Genomic DNA, 22,405 nt, shown 5'->3' with positions numbered 1-22,405 from the left:
GGCATACGGGGCGCCCGGGGCCGGACGTGCCGGACGGGCGGGAGGCGCAGTCGCCTTCCCGCCCGTCCGGTGGGGTCCCGCCGGTGCGGCCGGCCACGCGGCCGCGTCCGGTCAGAGGCTGGCCCGTCCGCTCGCCAGGGGCCACTCGCGGTTGAGGGTGCCCAGCGGGATGCGGCGGTCCATGACCGGCGTGCCGAACAGCGACAGCCCGAGGTGGAGCTGGCCGCTCAGGTCGAAGCCGCCGTGCAGCGCCCAGGAGGCGGTCGCCGAGGTCTTGCCGTCCGTGGACGCGCTCGCCTTGGCGTCGGCCTCGCCGCGCAGGTAGGGGGCGAAGTCGGCGCCGACGCCCACCACCCCGTACAGGCCGACGGAGGCCTCCGCGCCGAGCGCGGCCTTGACCTTTCCGGCCGCGGTGACCTCGGCCTTCACCGGGGAACTCTGCACGGCCGACGTGCTGACCGGGGTCCAGCCCTTGCCCGTGGCGTAGTTCCCGCCGACGCGGAAGTCACCCTTGACGTCCTGCCGGACGTCGAGGGTGACCCGGCCGTCCGCCTCCACCTGGATGTAGCAGGTGAGGTCGAGGTTGACGACGACGGGCACCGGGCCCACCTGGATGACGGGGGAGCTGTGCAGCTTGGCGAACGGGATGCGCTTGGGCGCTCCCGTGCTCGCGGCGGCGCGGCCCTTGAGCTCCCACTGGGAGGACCAGTCGCCGCTCATGCCGAGGAAGGCCGAGTGCGGGAGGGCGCCGGCGCCCTTGGTGCCCTCGTAGGAGAACTCCACCTCGGGGGCCAGCTGGACGAAGCCGGACACCGAGGCTCCGGCCGAGACGGGGGCGCCCTCGGCGGTGTCGACGGCGGCGTTGACGTCGAGGCGGAGGTTGCCGAGGGGCAGCTTGGCGCTGTTGGGACCGGAGCGCAGGCCGCCGCCCTTGGCCCAGGAGACGGTGACGCCCTTCATCAGGGGCACGACGGCTACGGAGGCGGGGTCGACCGGGACCTTGCCGTCGGCCTTGTCGTCCTTCAGGACGGAGGCCAGGGTCGTGGAGGCGGTCTTCACCTCGGTTCCGCTGTCGGTCTTCTTGACGACCTCGGTGACCTTCGCGAGCAGGCCGTCCGGAGCGCCGGGCGCCGGGGCGCTGGCGATGACGTCGCCGACGGCGACGGGCTGGTCGGGTGTGGGGGAGTGGGTGGGGGAACCGCCGGGCCCCTGCGGGGCCTTGGATATGACGGCCCGTCCGCTGGCCTTGTCGTAGGAGGCGACCTTCAGCGAGGACTTCTCGGGCTGCGTCTGGCCGGTCCGGGTGCGGGCGATGGCGGACGGCGCGGCGGACCCCTGCGGGGCGGCGTCCACGGTCAGCTGCTGGGTGCCGTCGCCCTGTGACGCGGTGGTGGGGGAGCCTCCCGCCTCGGCGACCGCGCCGGTGTGCGGTGTCGAGGAGCAGCCGGTGGCGGCGAGCGCCAGGGTGGTCAGGCCGGGGAGCAGGAGGCGTCGGGTGAGCGTGCGCACGTAGGTGTGACCTTCAGATCGGGGTAGCAGGTGTTACTCGTAAGTAATCTGAAGGTTGATCATGCCATGCGGGCGCCGCGCCGGTCATCTCGGGATCCGGCCAACTCGGCTGCCGGGACTGGCAGTTGAAACTTCATCTACTGCGGGGTGTGGAAGCCCGGCCCGGGAGGTGCGTGCCCGCCCGGGAGGTGCGCCCCGGTCCGCGGTCTCGGTCCCGGGTGGCCGGACGGGTGGGCCGGTTCGGCGCAACCCGATTGAGCGGGGCTCCGGTTGGGCGCGAGGGAATCGTGACGGCTGCCTTAGCCGCGTCCAGGACAGTTCTCCAGGAAAGTTGTGCGGCGCGTCGACGCCGCGAGCATCAAGGGAACGGAAGGTAAGCCGATGACCGTTGCCGCCCCGGCCGGAACGGTGGAGTGGGTGCGCCATGTCCTCGCCACCCACTGGGGCGAAGCGTGGGGCGCCGCCGGACCGGTCCCGCTCACCGTCGGGGGCGCGGCCCCGCTCAGCCACACCGCGGGGCTGTGGCGGGTCGCGGGGCCCGGCGGTGACCACGTGCTCAAGGTGCAGCTGAACACCGAGGCCGCCCGGCCGGGGAACTTCCCCGCCCTCAAGGCCCGGGTCCTCGCCCACTGCTCCCGGCGGGGCGTGCCCGTCCTGCCCGTCGTCCCGGCCGCCGACGGCCGGCCCGCGGTCCGGCACGACGGGATCCTGTGCGAGCTGTCGCCCCACAGCCCCGGGGCGCGGGCGAGCGGGGGCCGCGAGCAGGCCGACGCCATCGTCGCCGCCGGGCTGGCCCTGAGGGCCGCGCTGGACACCGTCCCCGCGGACCTGACCGGCAAGCTGGCCACCGTACACCTGCCCCTCATGGTGGAGGAGGAGCACTGGCCGGCCGCCCTCCAGGACGCCGAACGGCGCCTGCTGCCCCGGGCCGAGCGCGGAGCGGACCGCTGGCACCGTGCCGCGGCCCGCGTCCTGCGCGAACTCGCCACTGCCGCCCCGCTGCTGAGGTCCCTCTCCCGGCCGCTCCCGGCGCTCGCCGGCCGTCCCTCCGTCGTCCACGGGGACCTGCACGTCCACCACTTCCTGCTCTCCGAGCACGGCTCGGCCCGCGTGCTGGCCGTCCTCGACTTCGACAACCTCCAGGTGGCCGACCGGCTCCTCGACCTCGCCTGGACCGCCGACACGGCGGTCCTCGCCTGCGGCGCCGACACCGGCGCCGCCCGTGACGTCCTCGCCCGCTTCCTGCGCACCGGCCGCGGCCGCGGGCTGCTGAAGCCCGGGGACGAGGTGCTCCTCATGCCCCTCCTGATGGCGCACTCGCTGCCGGTCATCGTGGACATCGCCAAGGACATCCTCGACCGGGGCGTCCTGACCCCCCAGTGGCTCGCCTACTTCGAGCTGCTGTCCCCGGCGCGAAGACTCGCCGTCCACCGGCTGCTCAGCGCCGCCGCGGCCGGCTGACCGCCTCCGCCGCCACCCCGAAACCACCACCGCCCCCCGCCGGGCCGCCCCGGCGTGCCCGCGCACCCCCGTCCCCTCTCCCGAAGGAGCCGTACATGACGACCACCACCACACCATCGGACGCCGCTTCCTCCTGGCCCGCCGACCTGTCGGCCTTCTGCTTCGAGGTGCCGCACTCCTCGGAGTCCCTGCTCTTCGAGTCCGCCAAGGGCATCCGCCTCTCCGACGCGGCCGGCCGCAGCTACCTCGACGCGCTCTCCGGCGTCTTCGTGACCTGCTTCGGCTACGACTGCGAGCCCATCGTCGGCGCCGTGACCCGGCAGTTGCGCACCCTGCCCTTCAACCCGCCCCTGCACGGCACCAACCGCGCCGCCCTCGAACTGGCGCGGGCCCTCGTCGACCTGGCGCCCCCCGGCATCACGGCCGCCAAGCTCGTCAACGGCGGGTCGGAGGCCGTGGAGGCCGCGATGCGCCTGGCCAGGCTCCACCACCGGGCCCGCGGCAACCCCGGCAAGGTGAAGGTCCTCAGCTACTACCACGGCTACCACGGGGCCACCTTCGGCTCCCTGTCCCTGACCGGACGGCCCGACGTCACCCGGTTCGGCCCCGGCCTCCCGGGCATCGTGCACGTGTGGCCGCCGGACTGCCTGGAGTCCTTCTGGGACGTCCCCCCGGAGAAGTCGGGGGCCCTCGCCGCGTCCATGATCGAGCGGACCATCGAGGCCGAGGGGCCCGACTCGGTCGCGGCGATCGTCATGGAACCCGTCATCCACCTGCGCGGCATGGCCATCGCGCCGGACGACTACCTCGCCCGGGTCCGCGAGGTCTGCGACCGCCACGACGTCCTGCTCGTCTTCGACGAGATCGTCACCGGATTCGGCCGCACCGGAGCGCCCTTCGCCGCCCAGACCTTCGGGGTGACCCCCGACGTCCTCTGCGTCGGCAAGGGCATCTCCGGCGGGTACGCGCCCCTGGCCGCCGTCCTGATGGCCGGGCACGTCGCCGAGGCGCTCGGCGAGACCGGCGGGCCGGTGTCCTTCGCCCCCTCCCACACCTACGCCGCCAACCCGCTGGCCGCCGCCGCCGGACTCGCCGCCGTCACCCTGTTCCGCGAGGGCGGCTACCAGGAGCGGATCGCCGAGCTGGCCGCGTACACCGAGCCCCGGCTCCGCGCCCTCGCCGAGGCCCACGGAGCCACCCTGCGCGCCGTAGGCCTCCTCTACGGGGTCAAGCTCACCGGCGCCACCGCCACCACCGGCGAGGGCGCCGAACGCCTCGGCGAGCGGGTGGCCTCGGCCTGCCTGCGCCGCGGCCTGATCATCCGGGGCCAGGACGACTGGGTGGTCCTCGCCCCCGCGTTCGTCACCACCCCGGCGGAGGTCGACGAGATCCTGGGGATCCTGGGCGAGGCGCTCGACGAGGTCCGCGGAGCAGGCCGGTGAACGACCTCCACGCGGCGTTCGCCGCCCCCGCCCGCGAGGCACTGCCCCGCCTGACACCCGCCGAACGCCAGGTCGTCGAGCACGAGTTACGGGAGATGGAGCGCCAGGGCCGCGACGGCGGCAGGCTCCTGGACGCTCTGCGCGAGGTCGCCGCACGGGTGCCCCGACGCCTCTACGCGGACAGTGCCGAGGTCCTGCTGCGGATGCACGAGATCGCGGGCTCCGGCAACCTCCAGAGCAACCTGTCCTCACTGGCCCTGGTCCGCGCCTGCTTCGCCCACGGCCTCGTCGACGACGGCGGCACCGGCGCGGAAGGCACCGGCGAGGGCCCCGCCGAACTCGTCGTCGGCCGCGGCCACATCGCCCCCGCCTTCTACGCCGAACACTACGTACGCGGAACCCTGCCCTTCGCCCCCCTGACCACCCTCCACCAGGGCGGCCTCACCGGCGTCGTCCACCGCGACCTGGGCTTCCGCGCCACCATGCGCTACAGCCTCGGCGTCGGTTTGGCGCAGGCGGTCAGCCTCGCCTGGGAGCTCGCGCGCGGCGGCTCCGACCGCAAGGTCGTCTGCCTCGCCGGGGACGGCGAACTCCACGAGGGGGCCGCCTTCGAGGCACTGCGCTTCGCGCACGACGCGGGACTGACGAACCTGCTCCTCGTCGTCGACGCCAACGGCAAGGGCATCGAACCACTCGCCAGGCCGCTCAACACCGACTACCTGTCCGCCTACCTGGGGACCCTCGTGGAGGTGGACGGCTGCGACGACGGGGCCGTGGAAGCGGCCCTCGGCGAGCTCCTCGCCCGCCCCGGACCGGCCGCGCTCGTGTGCCGCACCCGCAAGGGGGACCACAGCTTCAAACCGGCGGACACGGGCGCGGCCAGGCCCGCCCCCGGCCGGCCCGTGTCCTTCGCCTCGACCGCAGGGCGGATGCTGGGCGCCCACCGCGAGCGCACCGGGCGCGAACTGGCCGTGTTCACACCCGACATGGCCGCCCGGTTCGGACTGGGCGGACACGTGCCGTACACCAACACCGGTCTCGCCGAGACCCTGACCGTGGGGATGACCCTCTCCCTGCCCGACCACCTCACCAAGGTCGTCGCCACCGACGCCATGTACTACATGGACTCGCTGAGCATGCTCACCGAGGCCACCACCAGCGTCCGCAACCTCCTCGTCCTGGCCGGACGCAGCTGGGGCGCCTGGGGCGGCGCCCACAACGCGACCAACCTGCTCGGACTGCTGCTGCACACCCGTGTCTACGAGCCGGTCACCGCCGCAGAGTTCGAGGCCTGCCTGGACCGGCTCGCCCGGGACCCGGCCACCACCCACGTCGTCAGCATGATCGACGCCGCGTTCGAGCCGCCGGCCCGGGACTGCTCGGCCGACATCGACGGCGGAGTCTGGCTCACCCCGCCCGGCGACGGACCCGACGCCACCGTCGTCACCTTCGGGTACGCGGGCGTCCTCGTGGAGGCCGCCAACCGGGACGTGGGCCTGCCCCACCTGCACTGTGCCGCTCTCGACCCCCGCCTCGACCCCGCCGTACTCGACGTCCTCGCACGCTCGCGCCGCATCCTGAGCGTCGAGTACAACGGAGCCGGCAGCGGCTTCGGGGAGCGCCTGCGCGCCCGGCACCTGCTGCCCGTCGAAGTGCACGCCGTCCGCCGGGACATCGCCACCCGCGTGCACAGGCACCAGCTGCCCCTGCACGGCATGAGCCCCGGACTGCTGCGCGAACGCCTCGCACGGCTGCTGGAGAACCGGGAGGGATCCGGCCATGCGCCTGCATACGCATGACTACCGCGCGCCGCGGACCGACGGCATCGTCGACGGCGCGATCCTCATGCACCGCGAGATGTCCCGCCTCCTCGCCCGGCGCGGCTCCGTCACCCTGCACGACCTGACCAAGGGCCCCGACTGCGTCGCCGGACTGGGCGAGGACGACGTGGTGTACGCCGGCTCGGGCCCGTACGCCTTCCTCTACCACCACTGGCGCGCGCTCGGCGGAGGCCGCTTCCGGATCGTCCGCGAGGCCCACACCGCCCTCTGGTCGGGCTACTGGGCCCAGGAGGAGCTGTGCGCCCCGCTGGTGCGGCCCGGTGACCTGGCCCTGTTCCCGACCGAGTACACGCGCCGGCTGTTCCGCGCGAACTTCCCGTCCGTGACCGACGCCGGCTCCGCCGTGGCCTACCCCATGCTGGACCGGCTGCCCCGACGGGAACCGCGGCCCCTCCCGCCCGCCGGGGCACCCCTGCGCATCGGCTATCTGGGAGCGCTCTCGCTCGCCAAGAACTTCGACCAGGTCGTGTCGGCGTTCACCCGGTGCCACCGCGCCTCGGACGGCGCCGTCACCCTGGTCTGCGCGGGCAAGCCCAACGACCCCCGCTGGGAGACCGCCGCCGTGCACGCCGCGCTGGGCCGGGCCGGGGTCCCCCCGGAGGCCGTACGCATGGAGGGGGTCCGCCCCCAGGAGGAGCTCCCCGCCTTCTTCGACGGGATCGACGTCCTGCTCTTCCCGAGCACCGCGTCGCGGGAGACCCTCGGCAGGGTGGTCCTGGAGGCCCTGGCCCACGGGGTGCCCGTGCTGGCCGCGGACGTCGGCCCCGCCGTCGAACTGCTCCCCGCCCGCAACCTCCTCCCGACCACCCTCGACGTCCACGGCACCTTCGACATGGGCCGGGTGGGACCGCTCGGCCGGGTCGACGAGGACGTCCTGACCCGGAAACTGCTCACGCGCGACATCGCACCCGCGGCCCTGCCCGGCGAGGCCCCGTACACCGACGCGTTCTTCCTGCGGGCCCTCGCGGGAGAGCCGGTCCCGGCTCCGGACGGCCACGACCGGATCCTGCCCGGGGCCGTGCGCGTCGCACCCCGTACGGGCGCGGCCCCGGACGCGGCGGCGGCCACCGCCGTCTTCCGGGACTTCTTCGAACGCCGGGACGACGCCGTCCACACCGCACTCGACGCCCTCGCCGCGCGCACCGGCCACGACGACCCGGCCCTGCGCCGCATCGTCGCCGCGCCCGAGCGCAACCTCGCCGACTACCGGGCCTTCCCGCGCCTGCTGGACGCGCTGGTCCTGCCCCCGCTGACCTACACCCTCGCGCCCGCCCCGGCGGGCGCCGTCCCGACAGGAGTCACCCCATGACAACGGACCGCGCACCGGCCCCCACCGGACAGGTGGCGCTCGTCATCGGCGGCGGCCGCGGCATCGGCGCCGCCGTGGCCGAGGCCTTCGCCCGCCAGGGTGCCCGGGTGGTCGCCGCCGACACCGACCGGCTGCCGTCCTCGTTCAACCACTACCGCTCGACCGCCGTCACCGGTTACACCGAGGCCCGCGCGCTGGCCGAGCGGCTCGCCGCCGAGGGCCTGGCCGTGACCGCCGCCGAGGTCGACGCGACCGACGAGGAGGCCGTGGACCGGCTCTACGCGGGCATCGCCGACGGGGAGGGCCGTCTCGACACGGTCGTCAACGCCTTCGGCGTCACCCACGTCAGCCCGGTGGAGACCATGGAACTCGCCGAGTTCCGGCACGTGGTGTCCGGCAACCTCGACGGGGTCTTCCTCTCCTCCCGGGCCGCCCTGCCCCTGCTGCGCGCCTCCGGCGGCGGCTCCATCATCAACTTCTCCTCGGTCTCCGGACGTTCGGGCTTCTCCAAGGTGGCGCACTACTGCGCCGCCAAGTTCGGGGTGATCGGCTTCACCGCCGCCCTCGCCCAGGAGGTCGCCAAGGAGAACATCCGCGTCAACGCCGTCTGTCCGGGCATCGTCCGCTCCAACATGTGGCGCTACCTCCTCTCGGAGTTCGTCCGCCCCGGCGAGAGCGAGGACGAGTGCTGGGAGCGCATGCGGGCGATGGTCCCGCAGCGGGAGTTCCAGACCCCCGAGGACATCGCCGGTCTGGTCCTGTACCTGGCGTCGGCGCCCCGCGTGACCGGCCAGGCCATCAGCGTCGACGGCGGGATGGCGGCCCCGTGACCGCCCCCGCAGGCGCGGCGACCACCTCCGCCCCCGACGGCGTCACCGCGGCCCTGACGGCCGCGGTGACCGCGCCGAGCGCGAGCCCGCCCCGGGGACACGCCCTCGCCTTCGACGACACCGGCTGGACGTTCTCGGGCCCCGGCAGCGTGCCCGTCCGTGACGCGGCCACCCTGGAGATCCGCGCCGACCGGGGCGCCGACCTCTTCGCGATGCCCGGCTTCCACGAGGCCTCCGGCGTCCCCCTGCTGGGCCGGACGCTGGCCGGCGACCACACCGTCCGCGCCCGGGTCGCCGTCCGCGGCGGTGCCTTCGGCGACGCGGGAGGCATCCTCGTCCACGGGGCCGACGGCTGGTTCAAGGTCTGCGTGGAGCGGACCCGGGCGGGCGGCTGGGCGGTGGTGACCGTCGTCTCCCGCCCGCTGTCCGACGAGGCGACGGGACCGGCCCTGGCCGGCCCGCGCGCCGAGCTGCTGGTCACCCGCGAGGGCGGGCGCCACGCGGTGTTCTGCCGCGAGGACCCGGACGGGCCCTGGCTCTTCGTCCGTACCTTCCTCGGCCCCGCGGACGCGGACGTACGGCTCGCCCTGTTCGCGCAGGCGCCGTTCTCCGACTCCTGCACGGCGCTCTTCACCGGAGCCCGCTGGAGCCCCCGCGCCCTGGCGGACCGCCGGTGAGCGCCGACACCGCGGCCGACAGCGACCTGGTCATGTTCTGGAACCTCTACGAGGCGGGCATCGAGCGCCTCGCGGGGCGTGACGAACGCTGGCTGGCCCAGTGCGAGCTGGTCGCCGCGCTCCGGCCGCGCGTCCTGCTCACCACGGAGGGCTGGGGCTGGCACCGCGACGACAGGGCGCTCTTCGAGGACGCCAAGGCCGCCTTCGGCATGGACGGCGAGCTGTTCCCCGCGAAGACCGGCTGCCACCAGGCCGTCTTCTGGCAGCGGGACATCGAGCCGCTGGGCACGCAACGGCCCGCACCCGAACTGACCCACTGGCACGGCCACGGCCTGGCGACCCTGGGCCTGCCCGGCTGGACGACACCCCTGCGGTTCCTGGTGGCGCACCTCGACCCGTTCAGCCCGACCGGGCGGCGGATCGAGTCGGACCACCTGCGCCGCCACGCCGACCCCGCCCTGCCGCCGCTGGTGGCGGGCATGGACGCCAACAGCCTGCCGCCCGGCGACCCCGAACCGGACTGGAGCCGGGTGCCCCGCCACCGCAGGGCCGACCACCTCCTGGACGGGACCGACCGGGCCGACCGCACCCCCGTGGCCCGGCTGCTGGGGGACCCGTCCGACCCCCTCCTCGTGGACGCGGGCGCCCACCTGGGCCTGCGTTCACCCACCTTCGGCACGACGGAACCCGGGCAGGAGGCACAGCGCCGCATCGACCTGTTCCTGCTGTCCCCCTCCCTCGTCCCGAGCCTGCTCGCCTACGGCGCGCCCGACCCGTGGCCCGACCGGCGCGGAGGCCGCCCGCCCGCCTCCGACCACCGGCCCGTCACCATCCGGCTGCGCCGCCGGTGACCCCGTCCTCCCCGAAAGGCAGTGCATTGCCCGTGCGACCCCCCGGACCGGCCGCAGAAGGCCCCGACCCCACCGCGAGACGTCCGGGCGGCGGCCCCGCCGCCGCCCCCGCTCCCGGCCGAAGCCCCCACGACGCCGTGATCTTCGACCTCGACGGCACCCTGGTGGACTCCGTCCGCCCCGACTTCCTCGCCTGCGGCGCCCTGTTCGCCGAGTACGGGCAGCGGCTGCCCCGGGAGTTCTGGGCCCGCGAGGTCTGCGGCCGCCCCGAGGGCTATCCGGCGCTGTTCGCCCTGCTGCGCCGCGCGTGCGGGGCGGCGGCGCCGGACGACGCCGCGCTGCGCCGGCGGCTCGGGCGGCTGTGGGAGGTCCACATGACGCCCGACCTGGTCCGTCTGCTCCCCGGCGTGCCGGGGGCACTGGAACGGGCCCGCGCCGCCGGGCTGCGCCTGGCCGTCGCCTCCTCCTCCGACGGCGACTGGGTGCGCCGGTGGCTGCGCCACTACGGCCTCGGCCGCCACTTCGACGCCGTCGTCACCGGCGACGACGTCACCCGGCGCAAACCGGATCCCGAGGCGTACCTGACGGCCGCGGCGGCCCTCGGGGCCGACCCCGGCCGCTGCCTGGCCGTGGAGGACTCCCTCACCGGCGTCGCGGCCGCACGGGCGGCCGGCATGACGGTCGTGGCGGTGCCCACCGCCCTGACCCGCGGCCTGGACCACGGGGCGGCCGACCGGATCCTGCCCGACCTGTCGGCCCTGCACTTCACCGGGCCGGCCACCTTTCCGCGCGACAAGACATTCTGAGGACCCGTCATGATCGAGAACGTTCAGGAAACCGTTTCCCTCCTGTCCCGGCGCGAGCGCGAGGTCCTCGTGCATCTGGCCGAGGGCGACACCTATTGCAAAATTGCCCGCCGCATGGGACTCAGCGTCCATACCGTCGACACCTACCTGCGCCGCATCCGGGGAAAGACGGGCGCCACCACGCGCGTTCAGATGGCATTCCTCGCGATGTGCGCGGCGCAGACGAACGCGCCGATCTCCTCGACGGTCCCGGAATCCCGTGACTTGGCCGCGTGAAGCGACCCCGGCAAAGTAATACCTGTCAGCGGCGAACGGAAAAGGAAACACCGGGAACCGCACGACAGGAGAACGACCCTCATCCCAATGGAAAAAGGAGCACACCATGAAGAAGATCGAGCTCGCCGCGAAGCCCGTCCAGGCCCGCACCATCAAGATCCACCGCCAGGGCTGATCCACCCCGAGAGAACACCGATCGGGGGCCGGCGGAACACCACCGGCCCCCGACGGTCCGTACCGAGTCACGAGCGAGGGAGGTGCCGTTCATGACGTCCGCACAACCGGTGGTCGACCTCATGTGGGCGCACTGGAAGACGAAGACCCTGCTGAGCGCCCTCGAAACGGGCGTGTTCGGCGAACTCGCCGCCGGCCCCCTCGAAACCGGCGAACTGGCCGCGCGCACCGGGGTCCACGAGCGCGTCGCCCCCGACTTCTTCGACGCGCTCGTCGCCCTCGGACTCCTGGAGCGCGACGGCGCGCACTACTCCAACTCCCCGGCGGCCGACGCCTATCTGGACCCCGCCAGGACCGAGGCCTACCTCGGCGGCGGCTTCGTCGACCGGAGCACCGGCCTGGCCGACGACCTCACCCGGGTCCTGCGCTCCGGCGAGGCCCTGGGCGGCGCCCACTCCGGCCGGGACTACTACGAGGCGGTCTACCGGACCACCGGCTCCGTCCGCTCCTTCCAGCGCGACATGACGGCACTGAGCATCGACTCGGCGCAGGCGATCGCCGAGGAGTTCCCCTGGCAGGACCACCGCTCGCTCGCCGACATCGGCTGCGCCGAAGGGGCGCTGTCCACCCGCGTCCTGCTCCGCCACCCCCACCTCACCGCCACCGGCTTCGACCTGCCGCCCACCCGGGACGGCTTCCTCGCCTACACCGCGGCGCACGGACTGACGGAGCGCCAGTTCTTCGCGGAAGGGGACTTCTTCCGGGACGACCTGCCCCGGGCCGACGTGATCGTGTTCGGCCACGTCCTGCACAACTGGGACCTGGAGACCAAGAAACTCCTGCTGCGCAAGGCGTACGAGGCCCTGCCCCCCGGCGGCGCCGTCCTCGTCTACGAGACCCTGATCGACGACGAGCGGCGCGACAACGCCATCGGCCTGATCCTCAGCCTCATCATGCACATGGAGGTACCGGAAGGGTTCGACTACACGGGCGCCGACTGCACCGCCTGGATGCGGGAGTGCGGATTCCGGGACACCCGGGTCCGCCACCTCGTCGGCCCCGAATCGATGGTGGTCGGCATCAAGCCCGCACCGGGCGAGTGAGGGAGCGCACCGCCGGACCCGAGGGGGTTGCCGTGGAACTGGACGAGATCAAGGGCCGCCTGGCGGGGGGAGAGCCCTACCGGGCCGACGACCCCGCCCTGCGCCCCTACCGCAAACGCTGCGAGAACCTCCTGGACCGGTTCAACGCCACCGCGCTCGCGGACCAGGGCGAGCGCGACCGGATCCTGCGGGAGCTGCTCGGCGCCGTGGCGCCCGGGGTACGGGTGGTGCCCCGGCTCCTGTGCGAATTCGGGTTCTTCATCGAGATCGGGGAACGCTCCCGGATCAACTTCGACGCGGTCCTCCTCGACTGCGCGCCGATCACCATCGGCGCCGACGTCCGCATGGGACCGCGCTGCCAGCTGTACACCGCCAACCATCCGCACTCCGCCGAACTGCGCCACGGCATGTGGGAAACCGCGAAACCGATCGTCATCGGCGACGGTGCCTGGCTCGGCGGGGGCGTCATCGTGCTGCCCGGCGTCACCATCGGCGCCAACACGGTCGTGGGCGCCGGCAGCGTCGTCACCAAGGACCTGCCGGCCGGCGTCGTCGCCGTGGGGAACCCCGCGCGCGTCGTCCGGGAGGCGCTCTGAGGCACCGGGCGGGCCGCCCGGCGGGCGGCGGCCCCGGTGCGGGAAGGAGGTGGGCCGTGCCCACACGAGGACGGACGCCGTCGCGGGACTGGTGGCGCGACGCCGTCGTCTACCAGGTCTACCCGCGCAGTTTCGCCGACGGGAACGCCGACGGGACCGGAGACCTGGCGGGGCTGCGCGCCCGCCTGCCCCATCTGGCGGGGCTGGGCGTCGACGCCCTGTGGATCACCCCCTGGTACCGCTCGCCCCTCGCCGACGGCGGGTACGACGTCGCCGACCACCGCGACATCGACCCCGCCTTCGGGACCCTGGCCGAGGCGGAGCAGCTCATCGCCGAGGCCCGCGCCCTGGACGTCCGCATCGTCGTCGACCTCGTCCCCAACCACGTCTCCTGCGAACACCCGTGGTTCCGGTCCGCGCTCGCCGCCCCCGCGGGCGCCCCCGAGCGCGAACCGTTCCACTTCCGGCCCGGACGCGGGGAGCACGGCGAGCTGCCCCCCAACAACTGGCTCTCCGAGTTCGGGGGACCGGCCTGGACCAGGACCACCGACGCCGCGGGGCGACCGGGGGAGTGGTACCTCCACCTGTTCACCCCGCAGCAGCCGGACCTCAACTGGAACCACCCCGCCGTCCGCGCCGAGTTCGAGTCGCTCCTGCGGTTCTGGTTCGACCGCGGGGTGGCCGGGATCCGGGTGGACTCCGCGAACCTGCTGGCCAAAGACCCGGAACTGCCCGACCTGGTCCGCCCCCCGGCCGAGCGGCCGCACCCGTACGTCGACCGGGAGGAACTGCACGACGTCTACCGGTCGTGGCGCCGCATCGCCCGCTCCTACCCGGACGAGCGCGTCCTCATCGGCGAGATCTGGACCGGGGAGGGCGAACGCCTGGCCCGCTACCTGCGCGGCGACGAACTCCACTCGGCGTTCAACTTCGCCTTCCTCAGGTGTGCCTGGGAAGCCGCCGCGCTGCGGGAGACCGTCGACGCCTCACTGGCCACGAGCGCCCGGACCGGTTCCCCGGCGAACTGGGTGCTGTGCAACCACGACGTCACCCGTACCGTCACCCGGTACGGCCGGGCCGACACCTCCTTCGACTTCGGGAAGGTCACCGCCGGCGTCCCCACGGACCTCGCCCTCGGCACCCGGCGCGCCCGCGCCGCGGCGCTCCTGACCCTGGCCCTGCCGGGCTCCGTCTACCTCTACCAGGGCGAGGAACTCGGGCTCCCGGAGGTGGAGGACCTGCCCCCGCAGGCCCGCCGCGATCCGGTCCACTTCCGCTCCGGCGGCGTCAACCCGGGCCGGGACGGCTGCCGCGTGCCCCTGCCGTGGTCCGGCGGCGAGCGGCCGTACGGATTCGGCGCCGGCGCCGGCGCGGACACCTGGCTCCCGCAGCCGGACCACTGGGGCGCCCTCACCGTGGCGGCCCAGGACGCGGACCCCGCCTCCCAGCTCAGCCTGTACCGCCGGGCCCTGCGCCTGCGCCGTTCCCTGGACGCCTTCCGGGCCGGGGGCTTCGCCTGGGTGCCCGCCGGGGAGGACGTGCTGGCCTTCCGCCGGGACGACGTCCTGTGCCTCGTGAACTTCTCCGACCGCCCGGTGGTTCTGCCGCCGGGACACACCGTACTGCTGGCGAGCGATCCGGCGTCCGGGCACGAGCTCGCGCCGCACGCGGCCGTCTGGCTCGGCCGGTCCCCGGCCGGAGCCCCCGAATCATGAACGACAAGCAAAGGTGGGAATCTGGTGGTAAAAGGCTACGTCGCGCTCGTGGACGCGAGTCCCGCCTGCCGCTCGGGCGGCCTGGTCGCCGCGTTCAAGGAATGCGGATACGACGCCGTCCACGTGCAGAGCGTCCCGGTACGGCCCGAGTTCTACGCCTCGGTGGTGCCCACCGGCTTCGCGGCCGAAGTGGTGCACCACGGGGACCTCGACGCGACCCTCGCGGAACTCGCCCGCTACCGGCCGGTCGCGGTCATCCCGGACAGCGAGTTCGGCGTCGGTTTCGCCGACCTGCTCAGCGAACGGCTGGGCCTGGCGACCAACGGGACGGCGGGCAGCCACGCCCGGCGCGACAAGTACGCGATGGTCGAGAAGATCAAGGCGGCCGGCCTGCGCGGCGCCCGCCAGCTGCTGGTCACGAACGCCGCCGAACTGGAGGCGTGGCACCGGGAACTGGGCGGCCGGATCGTGGTGAAACCGCTCAGCAGCGCGGGCAGCGACGGCATCAACTACTGCGACACCCCCGAACAGGCGGTGCGCGCGTACGAGGGGCTCGTCGGTACGGACGACATCTTCTCGATGCCCAACGACACGGTGGTCGCACAGGAGTACCTCGCCGGGCCCGAATACGCCCTGAACATGGTCAGCCGGGACGGCGAGCACCACGTCTGCGACATCTGGACCTCGACGCACATCACCGCGAACGGGGTCCTCGACCTCTGCGACGGGATGGTGCTGCTGCCGTACGAGGGCGAACGGCTCGACGAGATCGTCCGCTACGCCGAACGGGTCCTGGACGCCCTCGACATCCGCCACGGACCCGCCCACGTCCAGCTCAAGATGACGCCGTCCGGCCCGTGCGTGATCGAGGTCGCCGCGCGCATGGGCGGCGGCAGCACGGCGCACTACGCCCGGATCGCGACCGGCGAGTCCCAGCTGAACTGGACGGCGGACGCCTACGTCCGCCCGGAGCGCTTCCACGAGCGCTGCCGCGAGCGGTACCGGGTGGAGCAGTTCGTCGCCGGCGCGCCCATGATCTCTCCGGTGGAGGGAACCCTGCGCGGATACACCGGCCTCGACGAGCTGAAGAAACTGGAAAGCTTCATGGGCGTAAGGGAATTCGTGCATCCCGGGGAACACCTCGCGGTGACCGTCAACGACCTCACGTACCCCCTGCTCGTCGAACTCCGCCACGAGGTACTGGAAAGCGTGCTGCGCGACCTCGCCACCGTCCGCTATCTCGACGGCCGCGATTTCTACGACGTCGAATGAGGGACTCACCGGAGGATGGACGAACCGGTCCCGGAATCACGTGACTTGGCCGCCCTCCGGGAGACCGGCAGAATTGTATTCATCAAGGCGAAGGGAAAAGGATCCCGGAGCCGGAACCGACAGAGGGAGAATCCCATGAAGAAGATCGAGCTCGCCGCCAAGCCCGTCCAGGCCCGCGCCATCAAGATCCACTACCAGCGCTGACCCGTAGCCGTACCCGACCGGGGGCCGGAGCGACCGGCCCCCGCTCGGGACACCAAGGAGACCCCCATGCTGCTGCGCCGCGCGCACAACCTCGTCTGCTACTGGCGTGACGGGGCGTTCGTCATCCAGAACTACCTCGGCGGATCCGAAGTCTCGCTCGCGCCGATGGCCGCCGACCTCCTCGCCGCCTTCACCGACTGGACCACCGTCGACGAGGCCGTGACGATGTTCCCCGACCACGATCCGGACTCCTGCCGCGCGGCCCTCGCCGAACTGCACACCTACGGCTTCCTCGTCTCCGAGGACGAGCGCGAGCGCGACGACCGGCTGGCCGAGCACTGGGACACCTGGTCGCCGGAGGCCGGCGCGCTGCACTTCTCCAGCAAGGACGCCCCCTACACCGAATCCCCCGAGGTCAACGAGGACTTCCGGGCCGGCAAGCGCCCGGCGCTGTTCAAGAACTACCCCGCCGCGGACCGCATCCTGCTGCCCCGCGCCCCCCTCGACGTCGACGCCGGTTTCGTCCGCACCCTCTACGGGCGGCGCACCCACCGGGCCTTCCGGCAGGTGGACCTGCCGCTCCCGGTGCTGTCCGGACTCCTCGCGATGGTGTTCGGCCCCAGCGAGTTCCTCGACGGCCGGGACTTCGGCGCCCTCATGAAGCGCACCAGCGCGGCGGGCGGCTCACGGCACGAACTGGAGGCGTACGTCGCCGTCTCCGCGGTCGAGGGCGTCACCCCCGGGCTCTACCACTACAACGTCCTGGAGCACTCGCTGGAGCTCCTGGACCCGGCCTTCACCCGCGAGCGGGCCGCCCACCTGAGCTTCGACCAGGAGGCCGTCGCCGAAGCCCCGGTCACGGTCTTCGTGACGGCGGTCGTCGAGCGGATGAGCAGCAAGTACCGGGCGCCCCGCGCCTACCGGGTGATGCTGATGAACGCCGGCCACCTCGGCCAGACCTTCGCCCTCACCGCCACCGCGCTGGGCCTCGGCCCCTTCCAGACCGCGGCCTTCCGCGACAGCGAACTGGAAGACGCCCTCGGCGTGGACGGCATCGCCGAAACGGCCCTGTACGTCCTGGCCGCCGGGATTCCGGCGGGGGACCGGCAGGACGCCGAGCCCACCGCCGGTCTCGACGCCTTCCGGCACGCGGCGCTGTACCCGGCGGACCACGCCTGACGCATGCCGGACGCAGCGTGACGCGCCCCGGTCCCCGGGAGCCTTCGAAGGCTCCCGGGGACCGGGGCGATCTGCGCTCCTAGCGGTTCTGGCACGCCTTCTGGAAGGCGCGGTTCGCAGCCTGGGTCCAGCTGTTCCAGTAGGCGTCGCTGTGCTGCTGGCCGCTCTTGTCCGCCACCGGCGCGGTGGCGCAGCTCTTGGCGGCGGCCGCGAGGCCCGCCTTCGCGCCGGCCGCGATACCCGCGGCCCGGTCACGCCGGGAGCCGGGCTGGGTCGGGCTGGTGGCCTGCGGCGAGGTGGGCGCGGGGACGCGCTTGCAGTTCACGAAGACGAAGGGCTGGTCCTCGTTGACGGCGAGGACGGTGTAGTCGACGTTCTTCTGGAAGCGCTTCAGGAGGAAGTGCCCGGTCGCGTCGACGTTCAGGTCTTCGGTGCTCTCGCCGTCGTTGAGCTTGCGCGGTGCCGTGAACCCCTCGCCGGAGATGGTCACGGCGGTCCCGTCCGCGTTGGGCGTGACCGTGCAGCTGGCGGTCGGCACCGCCGCGCCGGCGGCCGGCGCGAGGACTACGGCACTGCCGCACACGAAGGAGGAGACGAGCAGGGAGGTGATCGCGGCGCGTCGGGTGCGTCGGTACATGAGGGTGCTCCCATCGGGCATCGGATCTTCGGGCCCCGGAGGACGCGCAGGAGTCGAGGGGGAGCGGGTGCGGCCGCGTGCCGACGGGCAGGCGGCAGCCCCGGGGACGGCGGTGCGCCCTCTCCGTGCCTCGGGCTTCCCTCCGACCACCGCGCCGGTGCGCGGCCGCCGGGCGTATCCGGACGTGCCCGTCCCCACCATGCTGCCCCGGTGACCGCGAGCTGTCGACCGGAAGCTCTCAGCACTGGCGTCCGGCGGCCGAACCCGGCGGCAGCATCGCCCGGAACCGGGCCGACGGCTCCACCCCCAGCTCCGCCCGGACCAGCCGCCGGAACGCCCCGTACTGGCGGACCGCCTCCACCGCGTTGTGTTCGGCCAGGTGCACCGCCACCACCGCCCGGTGCGCGCTCTCCCGCAACGGCTCGATGCCCACGCAGGTGAGGGCCGCGTCCAGGGCGAGGGCGTGCCGGCCGCAGCGGATCAGCCGGGCGCTGAGCGCCTCCAGGGCGTGCAGCCGCAGCTGCCGCAGCCGCTCCCGTTCGAGGAGGGCCCACTCCTCGTCCCAGCCCGGCAGCAGGTCCCCCGCGAACAGCAGGCCCAGCCCCGGGTCCTCCCCCGGATCCCCGTCGGCGTCCACGACGCGCAGCGCCGTCCGCCGGAAGGCGTGCACGTCGACGGTGACCTCCTCGCGGAGCGCGAGCATTTCCCCCCGGACGTCGACGACGTGCCGGCCACCGCGGCGCAGCCGCCACAGCGTGGTCCGCAGACTGCCCTGCGCGTGTCCCTCGCCGGAGTCCGGCCACAGCGTCCCGGCGAGGACGCCCCGGCTGACGCTCCGGTGGAGCGCTAGGAAGGCCAACAGCCGTTGCCCCGGGACCTCCACGGCGACCGCGCCGCCCGGGGCCTCGTAGCGGAAGGTGCCCAGCAGCCGCAGTACCGGCGCCGGGAGCGACGTGTCGTACGGCATCGATCCCCTCTCCCCCTTGCCCCTGCTCCCTTCCCTCGGGGCGGTCCGCCGAACGCACACGTGCGGGTGGTTTGCACGGGTCTCAGCGGCCGCGGACCGTGTCGAGGATCCACTGCTGGATCGTCGCCGTGAGTTCCGCGTCCCTCGCCTTCCACTTCGCGATGTCGGCGGGATCGGTGTAGTAGTTCGCGGCGTACTCCCAGGTGGACCAACTGTGCGCCCGTTTGGAGGAGTTGGCGGACGCGTCCATCAGGACGAGGTTGTCCTTGCGGACCGCCAGCCGCTCGCGCTCCACGGCCTTCAGCTTGGAGAAGCCCTCCATCCGAGACATGCGGTCCAGCGAGACGACGTGGTCCACCGCCAGTTTCTCCGACGGCGACCGCAGCGTTCCGACCCGGTCGGCCGTTCCGGACGCCGCGATCTCGGCCCGTTCGGGGGATCCGTCGAAGGCCGCCCGCATGCGTTTGACCGGGTTGACCCGTACCTTCTCGGCGAGCGCCTCGGCCGCGAGCACGTCCTGCCGCGCCTCGGACAGCAGACCCCGCCTCACCCACGTCCGGCCGCTGCCGTCGCGTTCGACGACGTCGTCGAACCCCCTGAAGCTGTCCTCCAGTTCCTCGATCCGCTCGGCGTCGCGCGCCCCGGACGGCGTCTTCGGGCCGGCCCGCAGCTCGGCCAGCAGCTCGTCCCGGGTCCGGTGCCGCGACCGGAGCTCCTCCCAGGCACGGACCAGGGCCTTCTCCGCGTCGGTCTGCTCCTGCGTCGGCGGATGCCAGGCCCGCATGTCCGCCACGATCGACTCGAACTCGCTCGAACCGCCGACCTTCCGCGCGGCGGCCGACCGGTCGACGAACTCCAGCAGGGTGGTCTCGTCCATGCGGCGGGCCTTTCCGACGGAGACGATCTGCTTCACCTCCGAGAACGCGGCCTCCAGTTCGGCCCTGGCCGCGCCGGACAGCTTCGTCACGTCACCCAGGAGGTCGAGGAGCTGCTTCTCCTTGCGGAGTTTCGTGAACGTGTCCGCGCCCAGCCGGACGAGGTGGAAGAGGCCCCTCCTGAGCAGCCGGTGATCGGCGGCCCCGATGAAGATCATGGGTTTGCCGTGGACTTCGCCGACCACCAGGTTGAGACCCCGCGCGGCCGCCGCCCGGTTCTTCAGGGCCTCCTTCACCGCCTGGTCGAGCCCCTCGGCCTCGTCGATCCTCGCGACGAGCGTCCGGTAGCGGGCCGCCGCCGACTCCGCGTCCGATGCCGCCGACAGCTCGCGCAGCGGGCCCTCCAGCGCGGAGAGCGCCTTCGCCGACGCCTTGAAGAGCACGACGGCCGACACCCCGAGGTCGACCGCGGCCGCCGCCACGGCCACCCCGACCCACAGCAGCGAGGGCTCCTCCTCGATGAACGACAGCCGGTAGTCCGCCGACTCGGCCCGGTACTCCTCCAGCGCCTGCCCGGCCTGGTAGGCGCTCAGGACCGAGGTGCCGAGGAGCGCGATCGCCGCGGTCCAGCCGCCGACGGGGACGAGGGCCGCGAGGACGAGGGCGAGGACGCCGAGGACCACGGCCGTGAACACGTGGGACCGCCGGACCTCCTCGACGTGGTCGTCGACGATCCACCCGTACACGGTGCCGCCGTCCGTGCCCAGGTTCTCCTTCGTGGCCCGCACCAGGTCGGGCAGGCTGTAGACGCGCTCGGGATCCCCCGTGAACTCCTGGCGGGCCCTCACCGTGTCCGCGAGCCGGGCGTCGACGACCGAGAGGAGGTACGCCCGCGCGCCCGCCTCGTCGAGTCCGGACAGCTTCTCCAGGTCGGTGGCCCGGCCGAGTCGCCCGGGGTCGAGCAGCGGATCGCCGCCGCCCGCGGACAGCACCGCCCGCTGCGCCGAATCCCGCAGCGAGGCCGCCTCCCGCAGGTGGCCGCCCGCCTGCGCGGCGGCCCGGTTCCGTTCGAATGCGGACTCCGGGTCCGCCCCGGCCCGGATGGTCCGCGCCGTCGACTCCGCCTCCGCGGCCCGCGCGTACAGTCCGGGGGCGCCCGACGCCGCGATGCCGGAGACGAGGGAGGCGACGTATCCGGGCGCCCGCAGCCGGCCCCGCTCCTCGTGCAGCAGGTGGTCGTAGTGGTCGAGGACGCCGAGGGCGAGGTCGACGGCCTTGTCGCGGAACCGCAGCCGGTAGACGGCCATCGCGTCGAGGAAGGCCTGCTCGCCCGCGAACCCGTGCCGGGCCAGGGACTCCTCGAAGCGGGCGGCGGCCTCCGTCACCCCGCGCACCAGGTCCGGCTGGTAGCCGACGTACGGACTCGCCTGGACGGCCTCCTGGCGTGCGGTGTTCCGGGCCCGCCACAGCCGGTACAGGTCCTCGCAGCCGAACAGGGCGGAGGCGGCCTCCTCGGTGCGTGCCGCGTCCGCTTCGCGCAGCCGCTCGCGGTCCTCGAACCGGCCGATGCTCGCTTCGAGTTCGTCCCAGTCGCCCGTCGAACCGTTCACCCGGTCCAGATAGGCCGCGCGCTGCGCCGGGGTCAGGGCGGTCAGCCTGCGGGCGAGGCGCAGGGCCTTCTCGTAGTCCTCGGGGACCAGGGGCCGGTCGCCCGCGAAGAGGATCCGCCGGACGTCCTCGGGCAGCTCCTGGAGCTCCCGCAACTGCGCGTGCTCCCAGGTCACGTCCGCGCGGGCCCCGAGCCACCGGGCGCGCAGCACGGCGTCCTCGGGGCCGCCGCCCAGCTTCGTTCCCGCGGGCAGGCCGCTGCGCTGCCAGAACCGGGCGTCCGCCTCCGCGTTGATCCGGTCCTGCTCCTCCTGCGGCAGCCGGTCCAGTGCCGCCTGGGTGGTGTCGGTGACGGCCAGCCAGATCCGGCCGCGCCGGACGTCGTCGGCGCCCGCCGCCAGGCCGCCCGGTTTCTCCCAGTGCCACCAGGGCAGCCGCCGCTCGACCTCCCGCTCGTCCGTCGTCTGGTAGTACTTTCGGACGAAATGGCGCAGCAGCTCCGCCTGGTCCATCTCCCGCGTCACGAGCAACTCGAACGGCTTCCCGCCGCCCCGCGCCCTCCTGGTCGCGGGCGCCGCGGCCGGGGGCAGGGGCTTGCGGTGGATCCTGCCCGTACCCTCGCCCCTCGCCTGCTGGGCCACGTGGGCCAGCTCGTGGGCCAGCAGCCGCCGCCCCGCCTCCGAACCGGGGCGCGCGCCGTCCCCGAGGACGATGTGACCGCCGACCGTGTAGGCCCGCGCGCCCAGGGCGGCGGCCGACGCGGCGGCTCCCGGCCCGGTGTGCACCCGGACCCGGGACAGGTCCCAGCCCAGCCGGGGTTCCATCGCCGCCCGCGTCGCCGCGTCCAGGGGCGCCCCGGCGTCCCCCGTCGGGGAGGCCGCCGGGAGGGGGCGCGGCAGCGGGCGAACGGTCCCCGGCGCCAGGGACGCGTACCGCTCGGCGAACCGGTCGGCCTCCGCCTCCAGCCGCTCGTCGGGCTCCGGCGCCCGCGGATCCGCCGCACGCCACACCGACCGCCGCTCGGGCCGGGCGGGCCCGGAGGGGACGGCGGGCACCTCGCGCGCGGCCACCGC

19 protein-coding genes are annotated in these 22,405 nt (G+C 73.8%); 15 read left to right on the top strand and 4 right to left on the bottom strand.

What is annotated here, in order from left to right:
• Positions 1-111 precede the first annotated feature (111 nt).
• Entirely contained in the window at positions 112-1,509 is a 1,398-nt protein-coding gene (locus ABZW32_RS31420; RefSeq protein ID WP_356222435.1) for a hypothetical protein, read from the bottom strand.
• 381 nt (positions 1,510-1,890) lie between these two features.
• Here ABZW32_RS31420 and ABZW32_RS31415 point away from each other — a divergent pair, with 381 nt between their 5' ends.
• From ABZW32_RS31415 to ABZW32_RS31345, 15 genes are all read left to right on the top strand, one after another.
• A complete protein-coding gene (locus ABZW32_RS31415; protein WP_356222432.1) occupies positions 1,891-2,970 on the top strand; it encodes a phosphotransferase in 1,080 nt (359 codons plus the stop codon).
• Positions 2,971-3,065: 95 nt separating this feature from the next.
• Entirely contained in the window at positions 3,066-4,412 is a 1,347-nt protein-coding gene (locus tag ABZW32_RS31410; protein ID WP_356222429.1) for an aminotransferase class III-fold pyridoxal phosphate-dependent enzyme, read from the top strand.
• The gene (locus tag ABZW32_RS31405; RefSeq protein WP_356222426.1) at positions 4,409-6,211 is read left to right on the top strand and encodes a 1-deoxy-D-xylulose-5-phosphate synthase N-terminal domain-containing protein; all 1,803 of its coding nucleotides are present in this window, start codon (positions 4,409-4,411) and stop codon (positions 6,209-6,211) included. Before ABZW32_RS31410 ends, ABZW32_RS31405 begins: the two co-directional genes overlap by 4 nt.
• On the top strand, positions 6,192-7,562 hold the full coding sequence (locus ABZW32_RS31400) for a glycosyltransferase (protein WP_356222423.1): 1,371 nt from the start codon (positions 6,192-6,194) through the stop codon (positions 7,560-7,562). Before ABZW32_RS31405 ends, ABZW32_RS31400 begins: the two co-directional genes overlap by 20 nt.
• Positions 7,559-8,392 carry an SDR family NAD(P)-dependent oxidoreductase gene (locus ABZW32_RS31395; RefSeq protein ID WP_356222420.1) on the top strand — a complete coding sequence of 278 codons (834 nt, stop codon included), beginning with the start codon at positions 7,559-7,561 and terminating at the stop codon, positions 8,390-8,392. The genes ABZW32_RS31400 and ABZW32_RS31395 overlap by 4 nt, the downstream gene beginning before the upstream one ends.
• Positions 8,389-9,069 (top strand): DUF1349 domain-containing protein, encoded by a 681-nt coding sequence (locus tag ABZW32_RS31390; protein ID WP_356222418.1) that lies wholly within the window; start codon positions 8,389-8,391, stop codon positions 9,067-9,069. Before ABZW32_RS31395 ends, ABZW32_RS31390 begins: the two co-directional genes overlap by 4 nt.
• Complete coding sequence (locus ABZW32_RS31385) at positions 9,066-9,920, top strand: endonuclease/exonuclease/phosphatase family protein (RefSeq protein WP_356222415.1); 855 nt, start codon at positions 9,066-9,068, stop codon at positions 9,918-9,920. Before ABZW32_RS31390 ends, ABZW32_RS31385 begins: the two co-directional genes overlap by 4 nt.
• Before the next feature lie 137 nt (positions 9,921-10,057).
• Complete coding sequence (locus ABZW32_RS31380; RefSeq protein WP_356222412.1) at positions 10,058-10,726, top strand: HAD family phosphatase; 669 nt, start codon at positions 10,058-10,060, stop codon at positions 10,724-10,726.
• Between the two features lie 9 nt (positions 10,727-10,735).
• A complete protein-coding gene (locus ABZW32_RS31375) occupies positions 10,736-11,002 on the top strand; it encodes a helix-turn-helix transcriptional regulator (protein WP_356222409.1) in 267 nt (88 codons plus the stop codon).
• Positions 11,003-11,268: 266 nt separating this feature from the next.
• Positions 11,269-12,279 carry a methyltransferase gene (locus ABZW32_RS31370; protein WP_356222406.1) on the top strand — a complete coding sequence of 337 codons (1,011 nt, stop codon included), beginning with the start codon at positions 11,269-11,271 and terminating at the stop codon, positions 12,277-12,279.
• A gap of 38 nt (positions 12,280-12,317) precedes the next feature.
• Positions 12,318-12,875 (top strand): sugar O-acetyltransferase, encoded by a 558-nt coding sequence (locus tag ABZW32_RS31365; protein WP_356222438.1) that lies wholly within the window; start codon positions 12,318-12,320, stop codon positions 12,873-12,875.
• A gap of 56 nt (positions 12,876-12,931) precedes the next feature.
• The gene (locus tag ABZW32_RS31360; protein WP_356222403.1) at positions 12,932-14,590 is read left to right on the top strand and encodes a glycoside hydrolase family 13 protein; all 1,659 of its coding nucleotides are present in this window, start codon (positions 12,932-12,934) and stop codon (positions 14,588-14,590) included.
• A 24-nt stretch (positions 14,591-14,614) separates the two neighbouring features.
• Positions 14,615-15,862 carry an ATP-grasp domain-containing protein gene (locus ABZW32_RS31355; RefSeq protein WP_356222400.1) on the top strand — a complete coding sequence of 416 codons (1,248 nt, stop codon included), beginning with the start codon at positions 14,615-14,617 and terminating at the stop codon, positions 15,860-15,862.
• 15 nt (positions 15,863-15,877) lie between these two features.
• Positions 15,878-16,066: a hypothetical protein gene (locus ABZW32_RS31350; protein ID WP_356222397.1), complete on the top strand. Its 189-nt coding sequence runs from the start codon at positions 15,878-15,880 to the stop codon at positions 16,064-16,066.
• Between the two features lie 66 nt (positions 16,067-16,132).
• The gene (locus tag ABZW32_RS31345) at positions 16,133-17,245 is read left to right on the top strand and encodes a SagB family peptide dehydrogenase (protein ID WP_356222394.1); all 1,113 of its coding nucleotides are present in this window, start codon (positions 16,133-16,135) and stop codon (positions 17,243-17,245) included.
• Between the two features lie 79 nt (positions 17,246-17,324).
• Here ABZW32_RS31345 and ABZW32_RS31340 read toward each other — a convergent pair whose 3' ends face one another.
• The 3 genes from ABZW32_RS31340 to ABZW32_RS31330 all read right to left on the bottom strand — a co-directional run bounded on the left by ABZW32_RS31340 (position 17,325) and on the right by ABZW32_RS31330 (position 22,402).
• Positions 17,325-17,882: a hypothetical protein gene (locus ABZW32_RS31340; protein WP_356222391.1), complete on the bottom strand. Its 558-nt coding sequence runs from the start codon at positions 17,880-17,882 to the stop codon at positions 17,325-17,327.
• Between the two features lie 238 nt (positions 17,883-18,120).
• Positions 18,121-18,849, bottom strand: coding sequence for a BTAD domain-containing putative transcriptional regulator (locus tag ABZW32_RS31335; protein WP_356222388.1), 729 nt, complete (start codon positions 18,847-18,849; stop codon positions 18,121-18,123).
• An 82-nt stretch (positions 18,850-18,931) separates the two neighbouring features.
• A complete protein-coding gene (locus tag ABZW32_RS31330) occupies positions 18,932-22,402 on the bottom strand; it encodes a DUF4157 domain-containing protein (protein ID WP_356222385.1) in 3,471 nt (1,156 codons plus the stop codon).
• Positions 22,403-22,405: the final 3 nt, after the last annotated feature.

The sequence above is a fragment of the Streptomyces sp. NPDC004667 genome, assembly GCF_040609475.1.
Lineage (GTDB): Bacteria > Actinomycetota > Actinomycetes > Streptomycetales > Streptomycetaceae > Streptomyces.
Note: the sequence above shows the minus strand (reverse complement) of the source record. Positions and strands in the feature narration are given on the sequence as shown.

Bases quoted from the DNA above. Each gene is read 5' to 3' on its own strand.
- ABZW32_RS31415 (WP_356222432.1), top strand. From the start codon at position 1,891: ATGACCGTTGCCGCCCCGGCCGGAACGGTGGAGTGGGTGCGCCATGTC.
- ABZW32_RS31410 (WP_356222429.1), top strand. From the start codon at position 3,066: ATGACGACCACCACCACACCATCGGACGCCGCTTCCTCCTGGCCCGCC.
- ABZW32_RS31400 (WP_356222423.1), top strand. From the start codon at position 6,192: ATGCGCCTGCATACGCATGACTACCGCGCGCCGCGGACCGACGGCATC.
- ABZW32_RS31395 (WP_356222420.1), top strand. From the start codon at position 7,559: ATGACAACGGACCGCGCACCGGCCCCCACCGGACAGGTGGCGCTCGTC.
- ABZW32_RS31375 (WP_356222409.1), top strand. From the start codon at position 10,736: ATGATCGAGAACGTTCAGGAAACCGTTTCCCTCCTGTCCCGGCGCGAG.
- ABZW32_RS31370 (WP_356222406.1), top strand. From the start codon at position 11,269: ATGACGTCCGCACAACCGGTGGTCGACCTCATGTGGGCGCACTGGAAG.
- ABZW32_RS31350 (WP_356222397.1), top strand. From the start codon at position 15,878: ATGGACGAACCGGTCCCGGAATCACGTGACTTGGCCGCCCTCCGGGAG.
- ABZW32_RS31345 (WP_356222394.1), top strand. From the start codon at position 16,133: ATGCTGCTGCGCCGCGCGCACAACCTCGTCTGCTACTGGCGTGACGGG.
- ABZW32_RS31340 (WP_356222391.1), bottom strand. From the start codon at position 17,882: ATGTACCGACGCACCCGACGCGCCGCGATCACCTCCCTGCTCGTCTCC.
- ABZW32_RS31335 (WP_356222388.1), bottom strand. From the start codon at position 18,849: ATGCCGTACGACACGTCGCTCCCGGCGCCGGTACTGCGGCTGCTGGGC.